Genomic DNA, 18384 nt, shown 5'->3' on the forward strand with positions numbered 1-18384 from the left:
CGATCTGCTGCCGCGCGCCTTCGTCAAGCCCAGCCGCACCGACGCGATGATCGACCTCAGGCATGGCCTGGTCATAGTCGACACGTCCAGCCGAAAGGCGGGTGAAGCCGTGATCAGCGAGATCCGCCGCGCGATCGGTAGCTTCCCGGCGCTGCCGGTCAATACAGAAATCGCGCCGCGTTCGGTGCTGACCGGCTGGGTCGCAGGCGAAGAGATGCCCGAAGGGCTCAGCCTCGGCGACGAATGCGAGTTGCGCGACCCGGTCGACCAGGGCGCGGTGGTCAAGTGCCAGTGCCAGGAACTGGAAAGCGATGAGATCGCCAAGCATCTCGAGACCGGCAAGCAGGTCACCCGACTGGCCCTGATCTACGCCGACCGCGTCTCGTTCATCCTCGGCGAGGACTTGGTCGTGCGCAAGTTCAAGCTGCTCGACGGCGCACTGGAAAAACTACACGACGGCCAGACGCGCGAAGACCTGCGCGCCGAGCTGGACGCCCGCTTTGCGCTCCTGAGCGGCGAGGTCAGCGAACTGTTCGACGTCATCGAAGATGCGTTCAGGGTCTCGCGGGTTGAACCCTGACCCATCGCCACACCCCCGGCGCCGCGGCGCCCCAGCGCTACCCCCTGGCGCTGGCCCTGTTCCACTGCCCGGCCGCGGACGGGCCCCTATTCCAGGCGCAGCCATGAGTCTCCCGACCGAAATAGCCGACCTCGCCAACATGCTGACGCACTTCGCGCTGCTGGCGCAGAAGCGCGGCCAGCGGGCCGAGATGCACCGCTACACGCAGCTGACGATCCAGCTGGCGAAGGTGGTCGGCTTGCTGCAGCCGAAGCCGCTGCCGACGGGTTACTACCGCACGGCGGCGGGTCGGAAGTTCACGCTCGGCTACGACGGCCCCTCGCCGCTGCAGCTGTTCGACGAACAGCGCTGGGCCGAATGCGCCCATGCCTGCGCCTACCTGATCAGCCTTCGCGGCGATCCCGAGCTGGCCCTGCGCAGCCTTCAGGACGACGCGCTGATCCACGAACTCCTGCACCTGGCCTGCGGCATCGAGGTCTGCACCCACAACGGCCGCGACAACGGCCGCGACAACGTACGGGCGATGGTGGCCGACATCACGCCCGTCCACCTCCAGGCGGCATAACGAGAATGACTATGAGCAACGACACCCCGAACGACGCCGCGCGGCCGGTTGCGCACGCAGAGATCGACGCCAAAGGCGAGGCCTGGCGCATCCGTATCGGTGGCCCTGACAACCACTGCACGACTCCGCTCTACACCGCCACCGACTACGACAAGCTCCGCGAGGAGGTCGAGAGGTTGCGGCTATGGCGTGACACCTTGTCTGAGCAGGCAGATACCAACTTGCGCGACTGGGCTGCTGTGAAGGCGCAGCTTGTCGAAGAACGTACCCGCGCCGAAGCGGCCGAGGCCACGCTCGACGACTTCATTGAAGCCGCTGAGCACTACTTCAACACCGGAACGGCCGATGCCCTCCGCGCCGTCCTTAACGACCAGATCAACGCGCAAGGGGAGAGCAATGGCTAACAACGACCCAAGATCAGAAGATTACGCGTGGTCCATCGACGAGGAGCGATTCGACCTTGGCAGCTTCGGCGAGGCGCTGGATGCGCTCGAAAGCGATGGCCGGCTGGCTGTCGGCCAAGTCATCTACTACGGAGAAACCGAGCAGCAGGCCGCTTCCAGTTTCGTACCGACGGCCGACCAGATCATTGATTGCGCTGCCGACAATGCCTACGACCATGCCGGAGAGCACTCCGAGGGCTTTGGAAACGACGTCACGCCGGAGGCAAAAGCCGAGCTGAACGCATTCCTGTCGGAATGGGCAAACAAGAACATGCGAGTTCATTTCTGGCTTGTTCGGAACGTACGAAAGTACATCGTCACTGCCGAAGACGTTTCGGCGTGGGAAGGCTGACATGACCAACACCGAGACCTTGCGGGCGCTGGTGGATGCTGTGGAGGCCGCGCGTTCGCACCTTGGCGCAATTCGTCCGGATAGCCGGCTTTACCCCGAAGACGCAGTGCAATGGGACGCCCTTACCAGGGTAGCGGCGCTGCTCTCTGCCGGCGATGGGGTGGCGGAGGGGTTCGTGGTGGTGCCGAGGGAGCCGACGTGGGAGCAAAAGATCGCCGGCCAGCTCGGCATCACGACCACTGCCGCCGAAGCCATCTACTGCGCCATGATCGCAGCGGCCCCCACTGCGAAGCCGATGACACCTGAGCACAGCCACGGCGGCCGGCCGATGACGCTGCGCGAGATCATGGAGGCTGAGGAAGGGGCTGCGCCGGCCGGGGCAATCGAGAATGGGCGAGCGCTGTTCGAGCACATCGAAGTGATGGATTTCGAGTGCGAGGGCGGCCCACTTCGTAATTGCGTGGATTGGAACGAGCTTCGCCGTTGCTTTGAACATCTGGCCGAATGCGCGTCGAAAGTCGCTGCGCCGGCGGTGGGGGTCGATGAGGCGCGCCAGTATGTGCAGGTCGGCGAGGTCTTCGTTGACAAGTATCGCAACGGCGAGTGGATGCTTGGCTGGACCGTCGAAGACCCCGACGACTACCCGCCAGGCACACCCGTCTTTGCCCTCACCGCAGCCCTGGGCCGGGAGGGCGGCGGGAATGGCTGAGCGCACCTCGTTGGCCCTTCACTTCATGGCGTCACCGGCCGCTGACAACTACATCCCAGTCCCTGAGGCGGGTTGTTGGATCTGGACCGGTGGAATGTATCGAAACGGCTATGGCCGAGCTGAGCACCGTGGCGTTGTGATTCTTGCGCATCGGCTTTTCTATCTGATGCATAACGGCACGATTGCCAAGGGCTTGATGGTTTGCCACAGGTGCGACACGCGTTCCTGCGTCAATCCAGGCCACCTGTTTCTAGGCACACATCGCCACAACATGCGAGACATGGTTAAGAAGGGGCGACAAGCGTCCCTAGGTGGACGGCTGAATGGCCGCCGTCGCCTAACCGCTGATGCAGTCCGACACATCCGATCTTCTGGCTTATCTACCTCAGTGCTAATGAGGCAATTTGATGTTAGCCGAAGGACCGTTCAGTACGCCCGCAACGGCAAGACATGGAGGCAAAATGGACAAGCCGAGTGATCGCGCGATCGCGCAGGCGTTCTGGGACGCAAAAGAGAACTGGGACAAGAACGACGGCCCGTACTTTCTCAACCTCGACTACGAGAACTTGCTCGACCGCGCCCGCGAGATCGACGCAGCAGCGCCGGAGGGCGCGCAGGGGCAAGACGTTAAGGACCTGCGCGATATGGCGAAGCATTTCGCCGAGCGCGCTTTGCTGTGCGACCCGAAGTGGAATCCGCACCAAGTGTCGGCTCGCTATCGTGACCTGTGCTTGCGCCTCGCGGCCACCCCGCCCCAGCACCAGGACGCGGCGCGGGACCGGGAGGATGCGGCGCGGTATCGGTGGCTGCGGAAAGACCCGTCCATGTTGCTTCACCTGAGCAATCGAGACTTTGACGCCGCAATCGACGCCGCGCGGGCCGCGGGCGGGGGTGGGGAGTGAGCGCCTGGGCCTACTACAACGAGTTCGACCCCTACGCCGCGCAGTGGCTGCGCAACCTCATGGCTGCCGGCCTGATCCCGGCGGGAGAAGTGGATGAGCGATCAATCGTCGACGTGGAGGCCGCTGACCTCCGACAGTTTCGGCAATGTCATTTTTTCGCCGGTATCGGCGGATGGGCCCTGGCCGCTCGAGCTGCCGGCTGGCCCGACGACCGCGAACTCTGGACAGGCTCCGCGCCGTGCCAGCCGTTCTCGGTCGCAGGCCAAGGCAAAGCGCAGGCTGACGATCGGCACCTGTGGCCCCACCTTTTTCGACTCGCCCGCGCCCGACGGCCCGCTGTCCTCATGGGAGAGCAGGTTGCGGCGGCGGTTGGCAAGAACTGGTTCGACGGAGTGCGCGCTGACCTGGAAGGGGTCGGCTACGCCTGCCGGGGCGTCGTTGTCCCGGCTTGTGCCGTCGATGCGCCCCACCGACGGGATCGCCTGTGGTTTGTGGCCGACGGCCGCGGCGCGGGACTGGCGCAGCGAGAGCGCGAGCGCGGAGTTCTACGCGAAGTGGGCGGCCGACCCGAAGGGCAAGACGCTGCCGATGCAGATCGCGCTCGCGATGTGGGCCACGCCTACCAGCCTGGCGCCGGCGAAGGACGGCAACAACGAGGCGGGGAACTCGGCGGGCTTGGTCTTGATCCGCGCGCACGCGCTGGCGATGTGGCCCACGGCGACGGCGGTGGATGGCGCCAGAGGGCTGACGACCCGGCCGCAGGACACCGGCAAGCCGCTTCCGCAAACGGTAGGGCAAGCGCTTGGGCTGGGGCCGAATGGCTCATCGGTCACGACGGAAAAGCCCGGCGCGTTGAACCCTCAATTCGTCTGCTGGCTCATGGGGTTCCCGCCCGAGTGGGACGCCTGCGCGCCTACGGCAATGCCATCGTCCCGCAGGTCGCGGTCGAGGTGATCGGGGCCTACCTGGACACCGCTGTTCACTTGACCAGCCCACCCGGCGACGAGGTCGTCGGGCCGTACAGAGACACGAAGGAGGACGGTGATGGGAGCGGCTGAGCGCCTTCACCTGGAAGGCAAAGACTGGTTCACCGAGCCCGAGGCTGCGGCCTATTGCGGAGTCTGCGTCTCGACGCTGCGCGAAGGCTACAAGGCGCTGGGGATCGAGCCCAAACGTTTCCTCGGCAAGAAGTTGTATTCCCGAATCGAACTCAACGAAGCAATTCGCAACTCACCGGCATGGCAAACCTCAAGCAACGCGGCAAATCCTGGCAGCTCAGCTGGAGCGAGGGCGGCCGTCAGTACCGGAGGTCTCTCGGATCGATTGCAGCCAGTGAGGCTGAGAAAATTCGTTCCGCGAAAGAAGCCGAGCTAGCGCACGGCGTGCGGATCATCGCGAAGCTGCCGACGCTTCGCGATTTCATGACGGCTTACACGGAGTGGTACGTCGCCTCGCACCCTACGACGCAGGCGAAGTTCCGATCCGAGATCAAGCAACTACTGGAGCGCTTCGGCCATCGGCAGATCGATTCCATCCGGCCGACCGAGATCGAGCAGTGGAAGTCCGAGCGGCTGAAGGTTCGGGCGCGGGAGACGGTCGGAAAAGAGCTGCGGCGATTTCGGGCGGCCCTAAACTGTGGCCTCCAGTGGGACGAGATCGACTGCAACCCGTTCGCCAAGGTATCCGCCCCCCGGGGCGCCCGATCGGTTGCGGTCAAGTTCTACACCGCAGCCCAGGTCAGAACGCTCTACCGGAAGGCCGAGCGCGGTCCGCTGTGGATGCTCCTGGCCTGTACCGGCATGCGACGCGGCGAGGCCGTGAAGGTCCAGCGGAGTCGAGACGTGGTACGAGTCGGCAAGCAGTGGCGCCTGCGGATCGAGTCGACTCCGGACGAGACTGGCGAGGGACGGACAAAGTCGGGGAAGTGGCGGGAGGTCCCGCTCAATGCGAGGGCGCTGGAGGCGCTGAAGGCGCTCCCCGACCGGATCGCCGATTGCCACCCCGATACCCTGTCGGACTGGTTCGCGGCGGATGCCAAGGCACTGAAGCTAGGTGGCAGCCTGCACCGGTTGCGGCATACCTTCTGCGCCCACCTGGTCATGGCCGGGGTGCCGCTGCGGCGGGTACAATTGCTGGCCGGCCACGCCGACTACAAGACCACGGAGATGTACGCCCATCTGGCGCCTGAGGGGGCCAAGGGTGCTGTGGATAAGCTGAAGTTCTAGCACACGGCTAGCACAGCAATTTGGGGTTGCCGGCATAAGTGATTGATTTAAAACGCCGGCCCCGTAGCTCAGCTGGATAGAGCATCCCCCTCCTAAGGGGAAGGTCACACGTTCGAATCGTGTCGGGGTCGCCAAACTATCGAAAAGGCCGCCGCAGCGCGCCACGTCCCTCCGCCGGCTTGCGCCCGCGCCGGGCCGCGAAGCGGATCGATCGCCTCTGCCATCCGATGCCCTCTTGTCTCGTCCCAGCTCGGGTCAGGCGAGCGCTCGCCTGATTGCGACCGCTCGCACAGTGGCTTAATACGGCATAAATGTGACATTGCAAAATGTGACATAAATCTCTATTCAAGGCGCGCAAGCGGCAACACTTGCGTCCATACGCCGGGGCGAAAGACCGCTGTACTGAACTTCAGGCGGTTTCGGGGGATTTACATGCGTAGCTTGCTCTGTGGCCGGACTGGGTCGGGCGCGATCGCGTTGCTACTGCATCCGCTGCGGCTCGACCGGCGGTTTCGACAGTTTTTGGCCGGGCTGCTGACGGCCGGTTCGATCCTGGCATTCGCGCCGAGCGCCGAAGCCCAGACCAACTGGGTGACGCTCTCCGGCGGCAACCCCGGAATCTTGAACAGCGGCCAGACCGCCACGCGAACCTGGCTGTGGGCGCCCGGTGGAAGCTCCATCACCGGCACGGTCGACATGACCCGTACGGGCGCCGGACAGGTGTACGGGTTCACCGAGAACCACCAAAGCACCATCATCGCCAGCGGCTTCGGCGCCCCGGCCTACTCCGATCCTTACGCTAATTCCGTCGGCGGCGTCACCGGGATATTCCATTTCGGATTCGACGGCGAGTTCCCGCGCGCACCGGACGACGCGCCCGCCGGCGCCTTTTCCACGACCGTCATCGATTTCAAGTTCAACGGCGTCGTCAGCTCGCCCGACAACACGATCATCTCGCTGTTCGATCCGGGCTCGGGCGACGCGGGGCTGACCGGCCCGTTCACGTACAACTTCGACGCCTTCTACCAAGGCGCCGCGATCGACACCAGCACCTGGACGGTGACCGTGGTCGACCCGTATCCGCCTACCGGCACGCCCACGAACTACACCTGGAACGCGGCCACCGCCACTTACACCCTGTCGTCGTTCCCATCCGCGACAGGCGGCAACTTCCCCGACACGCTGGTGTTCATCAACACCAACAACACCACGTTCGACCGCTTGGTGTTGACCGCCAACGGCTTGGCCACCGATACCTTGGGCGTGGGCTTCGGCTCGGCCAACGTGCCCAACCTGCCGGTCACCCTGAGAAAGACCTGGGTCAACGGCAAGAGCGGCGATACGGTCAATCTGACCCTCGCCGGCGCCGGCGCGGAAAACCCGACGCCCGGCACGTCGACCCCGCCGTCGACCACCACCGCGGCCACGGCCAACGGCCTGCCCGGCCAGACCGTCACGCTCAGCGAGACCTTCGCCACCGGCAGCGCCGCCAACTACACCATCGCCTGGGAATGCCGGCGCGTCTCCAACAACAGCCTCGTCGCCAGCGGCACCGGCGCCAACGGCAGTTTCAGCATGCCGACCGATTCGGGCGTGGTCTGCACCTTCACCAATACCCGCATCGCACAGCAGATCAACCTGGCCAAGACCTGGCAGAACGCCACGGTCAACCACGCGATTTCGGTGACCACGACCGGCGGCACCAACAATCCGACGCTGGCTTCGACAGCGAACACCGCCAACGAGACCGATCTCGGCGCAGCGGTGACGGTGTATGCCGGCGATGTCCTGACCCTGCCCGCGGAAACCTTCTCCAACGGCAACCAGGCGAATTACCTCACCGCCGTCGCCTGCAGCGGCGGTTCGACGCTGGCGTCCGGCGCGACCGGGCGTCAGCTGACGATTTCGAACAGCACGACCGCCACGACCTGCACGTACACCAACACCAAGCGCCCCATCCTCCGCCTGCAGAAATCGTTGCCGCTCGGACGCTTCGTCGCGGCCGACCAATTCGCGCTGAGCGTCGTCGGCCCCGGCGCACCGGCGCCGGTAACCACCACCGGCAGCGGCACCACCGCGACCGGTTCGGTGATCGTCGATCCCGCCACCATCGCAGCCGCGTACACGCTGTCCGAAACCGCGGCCGCGGGCGCCAACCTCGGCAACTACACGGTTACCTGGAACTGCAGCAATGCCTTCGCCGGCGGCCAAACGCCCAGCGGCAACGGCGCCAGTTTCAGCATCACCCCGGTGGCCGGCGACGACCTGACTTGCACCCTGGTCAACACCCGCCTTCCGCTGGCCGATCTGAGCATCACCAAGACCAACACCCCCGGCGTGAACGGCGATATCGACCAGGCCAACGACACCCTGGCCCGGGGGGCGACGACCACTTATACGATCGTCGTCACCAACAACGGGCCGGACGCGGTGACGGGCGCCGTGTTGCGCGACCCTGCAGCCAGCCGTACTGGCTTGAATTGCCCGGGGCCTGCCCCGTGTTCGGGAGCGGGATGTCCCGCGGCGAATCTGCCCTTGGCGCAGTTGGACACCGGCGTGACCCTGGCGACGCTGGCGGCCGCGCCTCCCGACAATCGCGTGACCGTGACCCTGACCTGCACCGTCCAGTGACGGCCCCGTCCGCGCCGCCGCGATCGCAGGTCGCACCGCCCGCGGCGAAACCGCGCCGGTAAGCACTGCGGCGGCCCAACGGCTACAATTCCGCGGATGGCCCCGGCAGCGGTCGGGCAGCGCCTCCGTTCGCGTGGAATCTCCAGGCAGCGGATTGCAGTGCGTTCGAAACGCATCGGGGCCGCGCATTCCGGTGCCGCCCAGCGCGTCGCCCCGCCCTCGTGGGCGCCCTTCCCGTTTCGCCGCGCCCCCGGCGCGGCACCATATGGAGCTTCCGGTATGACCCACCCCGTTCTCGCCGCCCTGGGACTCAAAGACAACGAGTCCGGCACCTACCTCGGCCATGGCGAGTGGGCCACGACCGCCGACGCCGGCGTGCTCGAGCCGATCAACCCGACCGACGGCGAAGTGCTGGCGCGCGTGCAGGCCTCCTCGCAGCGCGACTACGACACCATCGTCGAGCGCGCCCAGGCCGCGTTCAAGGTCTGGCGCACCACTCCGGCGCCGCGCCGCGGCGAAGCCATCCGCCTGTGCGCCGACGCTTTGCGCAAGCACAAGGACGCGCTGGGTTCGCTGGTCGCGCTGGAAATGGGCAAGTCCAAGCCGGAAGGCGACGGCGAAGTGCAGGAGATGATCGACATCGGCGACTTCGCGGTCGGCCTGTCGCGCCAGTTGTACGGCCTGACCATGCACTCCGAGCGCCCGGGCCACCGCATGTACGAGCAGTGGCACCCGCTGGGACTGGTCGGCATCATCTCGGCGTTCAACTTCCCGGTCGCGGTGTGGGCCTGGAACTCGTTCATCGCCGCCATCTGCGGCGACATCTCGATCTGGAAGCCCTCGCCCAAGACCCCGCTGTCGGCGGTCGCCTCGATGAAGATCTGCAACGACGCCCTGCGCGCCGGCGGCTTCCCCGACCTGTTCTTCCTGTTCAACGACGCCGGCACCGAGCTGGCCTCGAACTTCGTCGACGACAAGCGCATCGCGCTGGTCAGCTTCACCGGCTCGACCAAGGTCGGCCGCCACGTCGGCGAGCGCGTCGCCCGCCGCATGGGCCGTTCGCTGCTCGAACTGGGCGGCAACAACGCGATCATCGTCGATGCCACCGCCGATTTGAAGCTGGCGATCCCGGCGATCGTGTTCGGCGCGGTCGGCACCGCCGGCCAGCGCTGCACCACCACCCGCCGCCTGTTCGTGCACGAGTCGATCTACGACGAGGTGCTGGCCAAGCTGGTCACCGCCTACAAGCAGGTCGAGAAGAAGATCGGCGACCCGACCGACCCGGCCAACCTGATGGGTCCGCTCAACAGCCAGGACGGCGTGCAGGCCTACCTCGACGCCATCGCCAAGGCCAAGGCCGCCGGCGGCAAGGTCGAGACCGGCGGCGAGCGCATCGATCGCAAGGGCAACTTCGTCCTGCCGGCGATCGTGACCGGCCTGAGCAACGACGCCGAGGTGGTGCAGACCGAAACCTTCGCGCCGATCCTGTACGTGATGAAGTTCAAGCAGCTCGACGAAGCCGTCGACCTGCAGAACGACGTGCCGCAGGGCCTGTCTTCGTCGATCTTCACCGCCAACCTCAAGGCCGCCGAGGCCTTCCTGTCGGCCGCCGGCTCGGACTGCGGCATCGCCAACGTCAACATCGGCACCTCCGGCGCCGAAATCGGCGGCGCCTTCGGCGGCGAGAAAGAAACCGGCGGCGGCCGCGAATCGGGTTCCGACGCCTGGCGCGCCTACATGCGCCGCCAGACCAACACGATCAACTACTCCGATGCGCTGCCGCTGGCGCAGGGCATCAAGTTCGATCTGTAATCCGCACGCCGGCTGCGGCCGGCTTCGACGCGACGACTTCAGGGCGGCCGGCGACGGCCGCCCTGTTTTGTGATGCAACCTGCGAACCGGGCCTGCGCCTTCGCCCGCAGACCGCGACCGCAACGGGGGCGGATCGCCGTCGCGCGTTCTTCGTTCCCATGTCCCTGGTTTCTCGTTCCCTCCCGCCCCGTCGTATGCTGTGACGAACTTCAAGCTAACGAGGGATCGTTCGATGCAAACACCCGTCCGCCAGACCAACGTCCTGGCCATCATCAGCCTGATCGCCGGCATCCTCGGCTGGACCCTGCTGCCCATCCTCGGCAGCCTCGGCGCGATCGTTACCGGCCACATGGCGCGCGGCCAGATCCGCCGCGAACCCGACCGCTACGACGGCGACGGCCTCGCCATCGGCGGCCTGATCCTGGGCTGGGCCTCGGTGGTCATCGCCATCGTCAGCATCGTGGTGATCGTGCTGTTCTTCGGCGGCCTGGCCGCGATCGCGGCGATGGCCGGCAGCCACTGAGCGCTTCACGGCGCGCGGCGCCGCCGCGCGCCGCAGGTGTTGCGGCGCAGCTTGTCCGCCCCGCCGCAGACGCCTAGCGTGGCCGGGCCAGAAGGACTGGCGACGAACAGGACGTTTCGATGAAAGCCGTTTCCACGAAAGGAGGGTCCCGCACTGCCCGACTCGCCGCGCTCGCCGCCGGCGTGTTCGGTTTCGCCGCATCGGTCACCGCCTTCGCCGCGATCGACCGTTGCGAGGAATGCCGCACCAACGTGCTCGAACCCTGTCAGCTCTACACCCCCGACGCGCGCCCGAGCTGCTTCATGCAGTACCGCGCCTGTCTGACCGCCTACGGCTGCCAGCTCGCCCCCTGAGCGCCCGCCCGCACCCGCGCGCCGCGCCCGAGCAAGCGCGTCGCCGCATCGCATCCACTGCATGGAGACGCAAGGATGAACCACCGATCCAACCGCCGCTTCCGCCTGATCCTGGCCCTGACCGCGTTCGGTTTCGCCGCCGCCGCATCGGCCACGCCGGACGAAGAACGCTGCCGGCAATGCCGCATCGTCTGGGAGCATTGCGTGCTCACCGCCGAATCGCCGAGCCAGGCCCAGGCCTGCGAACTGCGTTACGCCGACTGCGTCAGCCCCCTGGACTGTCCGGCCGACCCCTAAGCCCACCGCGCGCGCCGCCGTCGGCGGCGCGCGTTCTTGCGGCGCCCGCCCCAGTCCGGCGGCAACCGATCGCCGGAGCGCCCCGCCGCGTCACAGTCCGCCCCGGCGAGTGACGGTTTTCGGCCACAAACGCCCCGTCGAGGTCGCGGCGCGGCGCGGCATCGGCGATAATCGTCGTCCCCGTTCCCGAGCGCCCCCACCGACCTCGTGTACAGCCTCGCCCGACCCTTCCTCTTCGGCCTGGATGCCGAACGAGCCCATGGCCTCGGCCTGACGGCGCTGGAAACCGCATACCGCACCGGCCTCAACCCGTTGATGGCGAAGGTGCCCAAGCCGCTGCCGACCAAGGTCTTCGGCCTGACCTTCCCCAATCCGGTCGGCCTGGCCGCCGGCCTGGACAAGAACGGCGCCCACATCGACGCGCTGCTGGCGCTGGGTTTCGGCTTCGTCGAAATCGGCACGGTCACACCCAAGCCGCAGGAAGGCAATCCGCGCCCGCGCATGTTCCGCCTCGCCGAGCAGCAAGCGGTGATCAACCGCCTGGGCTTCAACAACGAAGGCGTCGAAACGCTGGTGCGCAACGTGTCCAAGGCCCGGCGCAAGCGCGGTCTACTCGGCATCAACATCGGCAAGAACAAGGACACGCCGAACGAGCGTGCCGAGAACGATTATCTGTACTGCCTGGAGCGGGTCTATCCGCTGGCCGACTACATCACCGTCAATATCTCCTCGCCCAACACCGCCGGCCTGCGCGAGCTGCAGGAAGAGCAGTCGCTGCGCCGCCTGATCGGCACCCTGCGCGAGGCGCAGGAGAAGTTCGGCGCGCGCGAAGGCCGGCGCGTGCCGATGCTGGTCAAGATCGCCCCGGACCTGTCCGACGACGACATCGAGGCCGCCAGCCGGGTGCTCAGCGAGCTGCAGGTCGACGGCGTGATCGCCACCAACACCACCATCGCCCGCGAAGGCGTCGAAGGCAGCCCCTACGCCAACGAAGCCGGCGGCCTGTCGGGCCGGCCGCTGATGGCGCCGTCGACCGCGGTGCTACGCAAGATGCGCACGCGCCTGCCGGAAAGCATCCCGATGGTCGGCGTCGGCGGCATCCTGTCCGGCGCCGACGCGGTGACCAAGATGGCCGCCGGCGCCAGCCTGGTGCAGTGCTATTCGGGCCTGGTCTACCGCGGCCCGGCGCTGGTCCACGACTGCGTCGAAGCGATCCGCCGCCGCAAGGAAGCGCCCAGCCGCGGCAACATGCCGCCGACGATCTGAGCGCGCCGCCATCCTGTCCGATTTTTCCCATTCGGTTTCCGCCGCCGTAGCCGCAGGCCCCAGCGCATGAACCTCAACGTGCGCGTGCAGCGCGACGTATCCCTCCGCGAACGCAACAGTTTCGGCGTCGAGGCGCGCGCGCCCTGGCTGATCGATGTGGCCGACGCCGAGGCGTTGCCGCAGGCCCTGGCCCTGCCGGAACTGCGCGACGGCCTGGCCCTGGTGCTCGGCGGCGGCAGCAATCTGCTGTTCGCCGGCGATCCTGCCGGCGCCGTGCTCGAACTCAGCGGCCGGCGGGTGCGCACGCTCGACGACGACGGCGAACGCGCCGTCGTCCGCGCCGACGCCGGCGTGCCCTGGCACGGCTTCGTCATGCAGATGCTCGAGCAAGGCCATGCCGGGCTCGAGAACCTGGCCCTGATTCCGGGCACGGTCGGCGCCGCGCCGATCCAGAACATCGGCGCCTACGGCGTGGAAGTGCGCGAGTTCGTGCACGCAGTCGAAGCCTACGAACCGGCCACCGCGCGCTGGCACCGCTTCGACGCCGCGCAGTGCCGATTCGGCTATCGCGACAGTCTGTTCAAGCAGGCGCCGGACCGCTATCTGATCGTCGCGGTCGAGTTCGCCCTGTCGCGGCGCCCGCAGCTCAGGCTGGACTACGCCGGCATCGGCGACGAGCTGGCGGCGATGGGCGTGACCGCGCCGACCCCGCGCGCGGTCGCCGAAGCGGTGATCGCGATCCGCCGGCGCAAGCTGCCCGACCCGGCCGTGCTCGGCAACGCCGGCAGCTTTTTCAAGAATCCGATCGTGCCGACGGCGCAGGCCGAGGCGTTGCTCGCCCGGCATCCGCAGGCGCCGGTGTTCCGCGGCAGCGACGCGGGCACGCGCAAGGTGTCGGCGGCCTGGCTGATCGACGCCTGCGGCTGGAAGGGCCATCGCGACGGCGACGCCGGCGTGTCCGCCGCGCATGCCCTGGTGCTGGTCAACCACGGCCGCGCCAGCGGCCGGCAACTGCTCGACCTGGCCCGGCGCATCGCCGATTCGGTCCAGGCGCGCTTTGGCATCGCCATCGAACCCGAGCCGCGCGTCGTCGGCGCGAGCTGGTGAGCCCAGCGCCGGCACAACCGCTGCGTGCGGCCGGCCTGATGCTGGCCAGCACCTTGTCGTTCGGGGTGATGACGATCGCGATCCGCTTCGCCTCGCACTCGCTGCACACCTTCGAGATCGCGTTCTTCCGCAACCTGTTCGGCCTGCTCGCGGTGCTGCCGCTGCTGCTCGGCGCGCAACGCGCGGACCTGCGCACCCGGCAATTGCCGAAGTACTTCGTGCGCTGCCTGATCGGCATCTGCTCGATGCTGGCCGGGTTCTGGGCGATCGGCCACCTGCCCTTGGCGCAGGCGATCTCGCTGACCTATTCGACGCCGATCTTCGTCACCATCGCCGCGGTCGTGTTCCTGCACGAACAGGTGCGCGCGCGGCGCTGGCTCGCGGTCGCCGCCGGTTTCGTCGGTGTGCTGGTGATCGTACGCCCGGGCTCGGCCGAGTTCTCGGTCGACAGCCTGGCCGCACTGCTCGCGGCGGTGCTGGGCGGGGTGATCTCGATCCAGATCAAGCAGCTGTCGCGGGTCGATTCGGCCAACACCATCGTGCTTTACACCTACGCGTTCTGGGTGCCGATGTCGCTGATACCGGCCCTGTTCGTATGGCAATGGCCGCAAGGCGTCGACTGGGTCTGGATCGTCGCCGCCGGCGTGTTCGGCACCGGCGGCCAGGTGCTGTGGACGCATGCGCTCAAGCTCGGCGAAGTATCGGCGCTGACTCCGATCAGTTTCATGCAGCTGCCGCTGGTGGCCGCAGCGGGCTGGCTGTGGTTCGGCGAATCGCTGGACCGCTGGACCGTGATCGGCGCCGCGATCATCCTCGGCTCCAACGCCTACATCGCCCATCGCGAGGCCGTGCTGGCGCGGCGCCGCGCTTCGGCCGCCGCGACCGCGGGCGCCGTGCCCGGCGAGTGAACGCCGCGACCGCCGACCGGCCGGCGCCGCTTCCGGCGCGGCGCCAGGTCCGCGCATTGGGCGAAGGCAATCACATGCTGCAGCGCACGACCGCGCCGTCCGCGGCGGCGATTCCGTGATCGTTTGCGGGGCAAAAGCGGACAACCGCGGAAGCATTCGCGGACAAACTCGCCGCGCAACGCAATTCGCGCCCTAGCCCGATTGACCCGTCATCGCGCCGGGGCTATCCAGACGCGGCAGTACGGACGCGCCCTCCCCGCCTGCGCCGAACGCACGGCGCCCGTCCGCCCCTTCGGATGCTCACAAGGAGATGAGTTTATGGCCCTAAGCCGACACGCCGCCGCCGTGATGCTGGGCGGCCTGGTCGCCCTGTCCAGCCTGCCCTCGCAGGCCGAGACCGGCGATTACGGGTTTTTCCAAACCCTGCGCAATCTGTTCTCGCCGCCGCGCGCCGACAACCCGGTGCAGCCGGCCCAGCGCAGCGGCCACTATCCGCTGCTGAGCCGCAGCGCCGCACGCAGCGACGGCTTCGACCCCGCCGCCTACTACTCGTGGCAGACCGTGCAGCTGCCGGCCGAGACCGGCGCGATCTGCGGCAACGGTTCGCCGTACAAGATCTTCGTCAACCGGGTTCCGAACACGACCAATACCATCATCTACATGGAAGGCGGCGGCGCCTGCTGGGATTACGCCAGCTGCACCGGCGCCACCGGCGTGCGCGGCGCGCGCAATCCCAACGGCGTGCCCGACGACTACATGAAGCTGCTCAACCCGGGCGCGAGCCTGGTCAGCCCCTTCGTCACCCGCGTCAGCCCCTTCGATGCGGTCAAGACCCAGGGCTGGAACATGGTCTACGTGCCGTATTGCACCGGCGACATCTACAGCGGCGACAAGGTCGCGGTGTACGACGACCCCAGCGGGCAGAAGCCGCCGCTGGTCTGGCACCACAACGGCCTGCGCAACACCCGCGCGATCACCGCCTGGCTCAAGGACAACCTGCCGCGACCGGGGCAGATGCTCAGCACCGGCTGCAGCGCCGGCGGCGCCGGCAGCTTGATCTCGTTCGACTCGCTGCGCACCGAGCTGGCGCCGACCAACGGCTTCCTGATCGACGATTCCGGTCCGATCTTTCCGACTCCGCGCTACGGCAATCCGGCCGAATATCCCTCGCAGCCGCTGATGACCACGATCCGCGAAGTCTGGGGCCTGGACGCGCCGAACGGACCGCTGGCCTTCCTCTCCGCCGGTCTACCGCAAGTCGACCTCAACGAGTTGGGTTCGATCTATCCGGCGCTCGCCAACAAGCACCGCAACGACCGCCTCGGCCACACCCACTTCTGGAAAGACCTGAATTACTCGTCGTATTCCTACGAGCGCTTCCACGACGATATCCGTCAGGCGCCGACCCAGGAAGCCAAGCAGGCGCTGATCCACGCCAAGTGGGGCACCGACACCCAGCGGCTGGCCGCGCGCCTCAACGGCCTGGACAACTTCGGTGGCTACTTCCCGCAGTACCGCAAGCTCAACGAAAGCCACTGCACCACCATCGTCGATTTCAAGAACGGCGACGTACAGGCGCAGAACCTGGAGCTGAAGCACTTCATCGACAGCGTGCTCGACGGCCAGGGCAAAGTGCTCGACGCGGCCGAGGACAGCGACGCCGCCGACCGGGCCAAGCCCTTCAACCTGCTGTACTGGCTGGTCGACCAGTTGCTGACCTGAGATGCGCAAGCCTGTCTTGATCGCAAGCGCCCTGACCGCCGCGGCCCTGGCCGCGGCGGTCGGCGGCGCCGGATGGCCTCGGCACGACGGGGGCGCCGTCGCGGCCGGCGCAGCGACGGCCGTAGCCGCAAACGACGCCGCGACGCCGCCGTCATCGCAAGCCTTGCTCGCCACGCCGCAGGCGCAGCAATACCGGCAACGCCAACGGTTCCAGCACGAAGCGCGGCAGTTCTTCGCCCAGGCCGAACGCCTGCCGGCCGGCGAGCGCGAGCGGCGCGCACAGGCGTTGCAGCGGAACATCGACGCCTACGAAGGCGCCGGCGAACTCTCGGCCGGCGAAACCGTATTGCTGCGCGTGGCCTTGATCCGCGCCACCGTCGCCGACCCGGCGCGCCAGGCCGAACTGGTCGAAGCCTTGGCCGCGCGCTATCGCGGCGAGGCCGAACGCCGCAATGCGCAATGGCTGCAGCAGCAAGCCCAAGATCCGCGCTTTCGCGATTACAAGCGGCGCGAACAGGAAATCGTCGCCGAGGTCATGGCGATGCGCGCCTTTCCCCGCGGCCTGAGCCGCGACGAGTACCTGCGCCAGCGCCTGCAAGCCGAACGCGAACGCGTCTACCGCTGAGCCGCCGCCGGCTCAGTCGCCTTCGGCGACCTCGACCCGGTTGCGGCCGCTGCGCTTGGCCGCGTACAGGGCCTGGTCGGCGCGGGCGATGCTGTCGGCGCTGCTTTCGCCGGCGCGATGCGTGGCCAGGCCGATGCTGACCGTCAACGGCAGCCCGACCGGCAGGTTGGCGATGGCTTCGCGCACGAACTCGCACTGCAGTTCGGCCTGGCGCAGGTCGGACTCGAACATCATCAGGAACTCTTCGCCGCCGTAGCGCGCCACCGCGCCGGGCGCGGACGCGTACAGGCGCAAGGTCTCGGCGACCGCCACCAGGATCCGGTCGCCCTCCGGATGGCCGTGCACGTCGTTGATGACCTTGAAATGGTCGATGTCCAGCACCGCCACCTGCAGCCGGCCGTCGCGCCGCGCCTGCGCCTGTTCGAACGCGGCCGCGAACGCGCGCCGGTTCGGCAGGCCGGTCAGCGGGTCGGTGCGGGTCAGAGCGGCCAGGTCGGCATTGCTGGCTTCGAGCTGCTGCTGGTACTGCAGCAGTTGCTTTTCGTACCAGTCGCTTTCCTGCAACTGCCGCGCCAGCGCGCGGCTGACCCGGCGCAGCTCCAGCACCCGCGACGTCTGCTTGGACAAGGCCAGCAAGGCCTTGCGCTGCTGCGGCAGCAGTTGCCGCGGCACGGTGTCGATCACGCACAAGGTGCCTATCGCCTCGCCTTGCGGCGTGACCAGCGGCGCGCCGGCGTAGAACCGGATGTTCGGCTCGTCGACCACCAGCGGACTGTCGTGGAAGCGCTCGTCCTGGTGCGTGTCCGGCACTACCAAGGGCTGGCTCGGGTCGAGGATGGCATGGGCGCAGAACGCCAGCTCGCGCGGAGTCTGGTCCACCTTCAGGCCGAGCTTGGACTTGAACCATTGCCGGTCGCTGTCGACCAGGCTGATCAGGGCGGTCGGCACGTCGCAGATCGCCGCGGCGATGGCGACCAGGTCGTCGAAGTCCGGCTCCGGCGGCGTGTCGAGAATGTCGTAGCTGCGCAACGCGGCCAGGCGCTCGGCTTCGTTGGCGGGAATATCGGGCTTCTGCACGGCGCGAGTTCCTGACCACGGATGCCGCACCGCCGAACGGCGACCGGCGCGGACAGTCTAGCAAGACCGGCAGCGACCCCATTCAAGGCGCAAGCTCGTCTTGCGCCGGCCGCGACCGCGGCCGCGTCGTCGCTACGGCTGCCGCACGGCCGCGGAGGATCGTTCGTCGACCGTCGTCACGCTTCCGTCGCCTCGCGCCGCGGCGCCTGCTTCGACGCATCGACTGCAATCTGCCCTGCCTAGGATGGCGTCCCCCGACGCGCCGGCCCACCGCCGGCGCGGCCCCA

The 18384-nt window shown here is 67.6% G+C and carries 20 protein-coding genes, 1 tRNA gene and 1 pseudogene; 21 read left to right on the plus strand and 1 reads right to left on the minus strand.

What is annotated here, in order from left to right:
- The 21 genes and pseudogenes from TX83_RS14480 to TX83_RS14570 all read left to right on the plus strand — a co-directional run.
- A partial coding sequence (locus TX83_RS14480) for a recombination-associated protein RdgC (RefSeq protein WP_186442608.1) occupies nucleotides 1-580 on the plus strand: 580 nt, incomplete at its 5' end.
- A gap of 103 nt (nucleotides 581-683) precedes the next feature.
- Nucleotides 684-1145, plus strand: coding sequence for a hypothetical protein (locus TX83_RS14485; RefSeq protein WP_064748678.1), 462 nt, complete (start codon nucleotides 684-686; stop codon nucleotides 1143-1145).
- 11 nt (nucleotides 1146-1156) lie between these two features.
- Nucleotides 1157-1549: a hypothetical protein gene (locus tag TX83_RS14490; RefSeq protein WP_141233515.1), complete on the plus strand. Its 393-nt coding sequence runs from the start codon at nucleotides 1157-1159 to the stop codon at nucleotides 1547-1549.
- Nucleotides 1542-1940: a hypothetical protein gene (locus TX83_RS14495; RefSeq protein WP_064748680.1), complete on the plus strand. Its 399-nt coding sequence runs from the start codon at nucleotides 1542-1544 to the stop codon at nucleotides 1938-1940. Before TX83_RS14490 ends, TX83_RS14495 begins: the two co-directional genes overlap by 8 nt.
- Before the next feature lies 1 nt (nucleotide 1941).
- Nucleotides 1942-2649, plus strand: a complete 708-nt coding sequence (locus TX83_RS14500) for a hypothetical protein (RefSeq protein WP_064748681.1) — start codon at nucleotides 1942-1944, stop codon at nucleotides 2647-2649.
- A 94-nt stretch (nucleotides 2650-2743) separates the two neighbouring features.
- Entirely contained in the window at nucleotides 2744-3127 is a 384-nt protein-coding gene (locus TX83_RS24240; RefSeq protein ID WP_428992570.1) for an HNH endonuclease signature motif containing protein, read from the plus strand.
- Nucleotides 3111-3551 carry a hypothetical protein gene (locus tag TX83_RS14510; protein ID WP_064748682.1) on the plus strand — a complete coding sequence of 147 codons (441 nt, stop codon included), beginning with the start codon at nucleotides 3111-3113 and terminating at the stop codon, nucleotides 3549-3551. Before TX83_RS24240 ends, TX83_RS14510 begins: the two co-directional genes overlap by 17 nt.
- Before the next feature lie 59 nt (nucleotides 3552-3610).
- Nucleotides 3611-3988 (plus strand): annotated as a pseudogene (locus TX83_RS24245) (DNA cytosine methyltransferase); the annotation flags it as partial.
- Between the two features lie 22 nt (nucleotides 3989-4010).
- Nucleotides 4011-4505 carry a hypothetical protein gene (locus TX83_RS23955; protein WP_064748684.1) on the plus strand — a complete coding sequence of 165 codons (495 nt, stop codon included), beginning with the start codon at nucleotides 4011-4013 and terminating at the stop codon, nucleotides 4503-4505.
- A gap of 284 nt (nucleotides 4506-4789) precedes the next feature.
- Nucleotides 4790-5776: a tyrosine-type recombinase/integrase gene (locus TX83_RS14520; protein WP_064748685.1), complete on the plus strand. Its 987-nt coding sequence runs from the start codon at nucleotides 4790-4792 to the stop codon at nucleotides 5774-5776.
- Nucleotides 5777-5833: 57 nt separating this feature from the next.
- Nucleotides 5834-5910 (plus strand) — tRNA-Arg (locus TX83_RS14525).
- 388 nt (nucleotides 5911-6298) lie between these two features.
- On the plus strand, nucleotides 6299-8407 hold the full coding sequence (locus TX83_RS14530; protein WP_064748686.1) for a prealbumin-like fold domain-containing protein: 2109 nt from the start codon (nucleotides 6299-6301) through the stop codon (nucleotides 8405-8407).
- 279 nt (nucleotides 8408-8686) lie between these two features.
- On the plus strand, nucleotides 8687-10219 hold the full coding sequence (gene amaB / locus TX83_RS14535; RefSeq protein WP_064748687.1) for an L-piperidine-6-carboxylate dehydrogenase: 1533 nt from the start codon (nucleotides 8687-8689) through the stop codon (nucleotides 10217-10219).
- Between the two features lie 232 nt (nucleotides 10220-10451).
- Entirely contained in the window at nucleotides 10452-10742 is a 291-nt protein-coding gene (locus tag TX83_RS14540; protein WP_064748688.1) for a DUF4190 domain-containing protein, read from the plus strand.
- Nucleotides 10743-10861: 119 nt separating this feature from the next.
- Nucleotides 10862-11095 (plus strand): hypothetical protein, encoded by a 234-nt coding sequence (locus TX83_RS22850; RefSeq protein WP_141233516.1) that lies wholly within the window; start codon nucleotides 10862-10864, stop codon nucleotides 11093-11095.
- A 75-nt stretch (nucleotides 11096-11170) separates the two neighbouring features.
- Entirely contained in the window at nucleotides 11171-11392 is a 222-nt protein-coding gene (locus tag TX83_RS14545) for a hypothetical protein (protein WP_064748689.1), read from the plus strand.
- A gap of 207 nt (nucleotides 11393-11599) precedes the next feature.
- Nucleotides 11600-12658 carry a quinone-dependent dihydroorotate dehydrogenase gene (locus TX83_RS14550; protein ID WP_064748690.1) on the plus strand — a complete coding sequence of 353 codons (1059 nt, stop codon included), beginning with the start codon at nucleotides 11600-11602 and terminating at the stop codon, nucleotides 12656-12658.
- A 66-nt stretch (nucleotides 12659-12724) separates the two neighbouring features.
- A complete protein-coding gene (gene murB, locus TX83_RS14555; RefSeq protein ID WP_064748691.1) occupies nucleotides 12725-13765 on the plus strand; it encodes a UDP-N-acetylmuramate dehydrogenase in 1041 nt (346 codons plus the stop codon).
- A gap of 38 nt (nucleotides 13766-13803) precedes the next feature.
- Nucleotides 13804-14673 (plus strand): DMT family transporter, encoded by an 870-nt coding sequence (locus tag TX83_RS14560; protein WP_064748729.1) that lies wholly within the window; start codon nucleotides 13804-13806, stop codon nucleotides 14671-14673.
- A gap of 318 nt (nucleotides 14674-14991) precedes the next feature.
- Nucleotides 14992-16395, plus strand: coding sequence for a pectin acetylesterase-family hydrolase (locus TX83_RS14565; RefSeq protein ID WP_064748692.1), 1404 nt, complete (start codon nucleotides 14992-14994; stop codon nucleotides 16393-16395).
- Nucleotides 16396-16558: 163 nt separating this feature from the next.
- On the plus strand, nucleotides 16559-17020 hold the full coding sequence (locus tag TX83_RS14570) for a hypothetical protein (RefSeq protein ID WP_141233517.1): 462 nt from the start codon (nucleotides 16559-16561) through the stop codon (nucleotides 17018-17020).
- A 12-nt stretch (nucleotides 17021-17032) separates the two neighbouring features.
- On the opposite strand, the gene TX83_RS14575 is transcribed toward TX83_RS14570, so the two are convergent.
- Nucleotides 17033-18097 carry a sensor domain-containing diguanylate cyclase gene (locus TX83_RS14575; RefSeq protein ID WP_064748694.1) on the minus strand — a complete coding sequence of 355 codons (1065 nt, stop codon included), beginning with the start codon at nucleotides 18095-18097 and terminating at the stop codon, nucleotides 17033-17035.
- Between the last annotated feature and the right edge of the window lie 287 nt (nucleotides 18098-18384).

The sequence above is a fragment of the Lysobacter antibioticus HS124 genome (assembly GCF_000336385.2).
Lineage (GTDB): Bacteria > Pseudomonadota > Gammaproteobacteria > Xanthomonadales > Xanthomonadaceae > Lysobacter > Lysobacter firmicutimachus.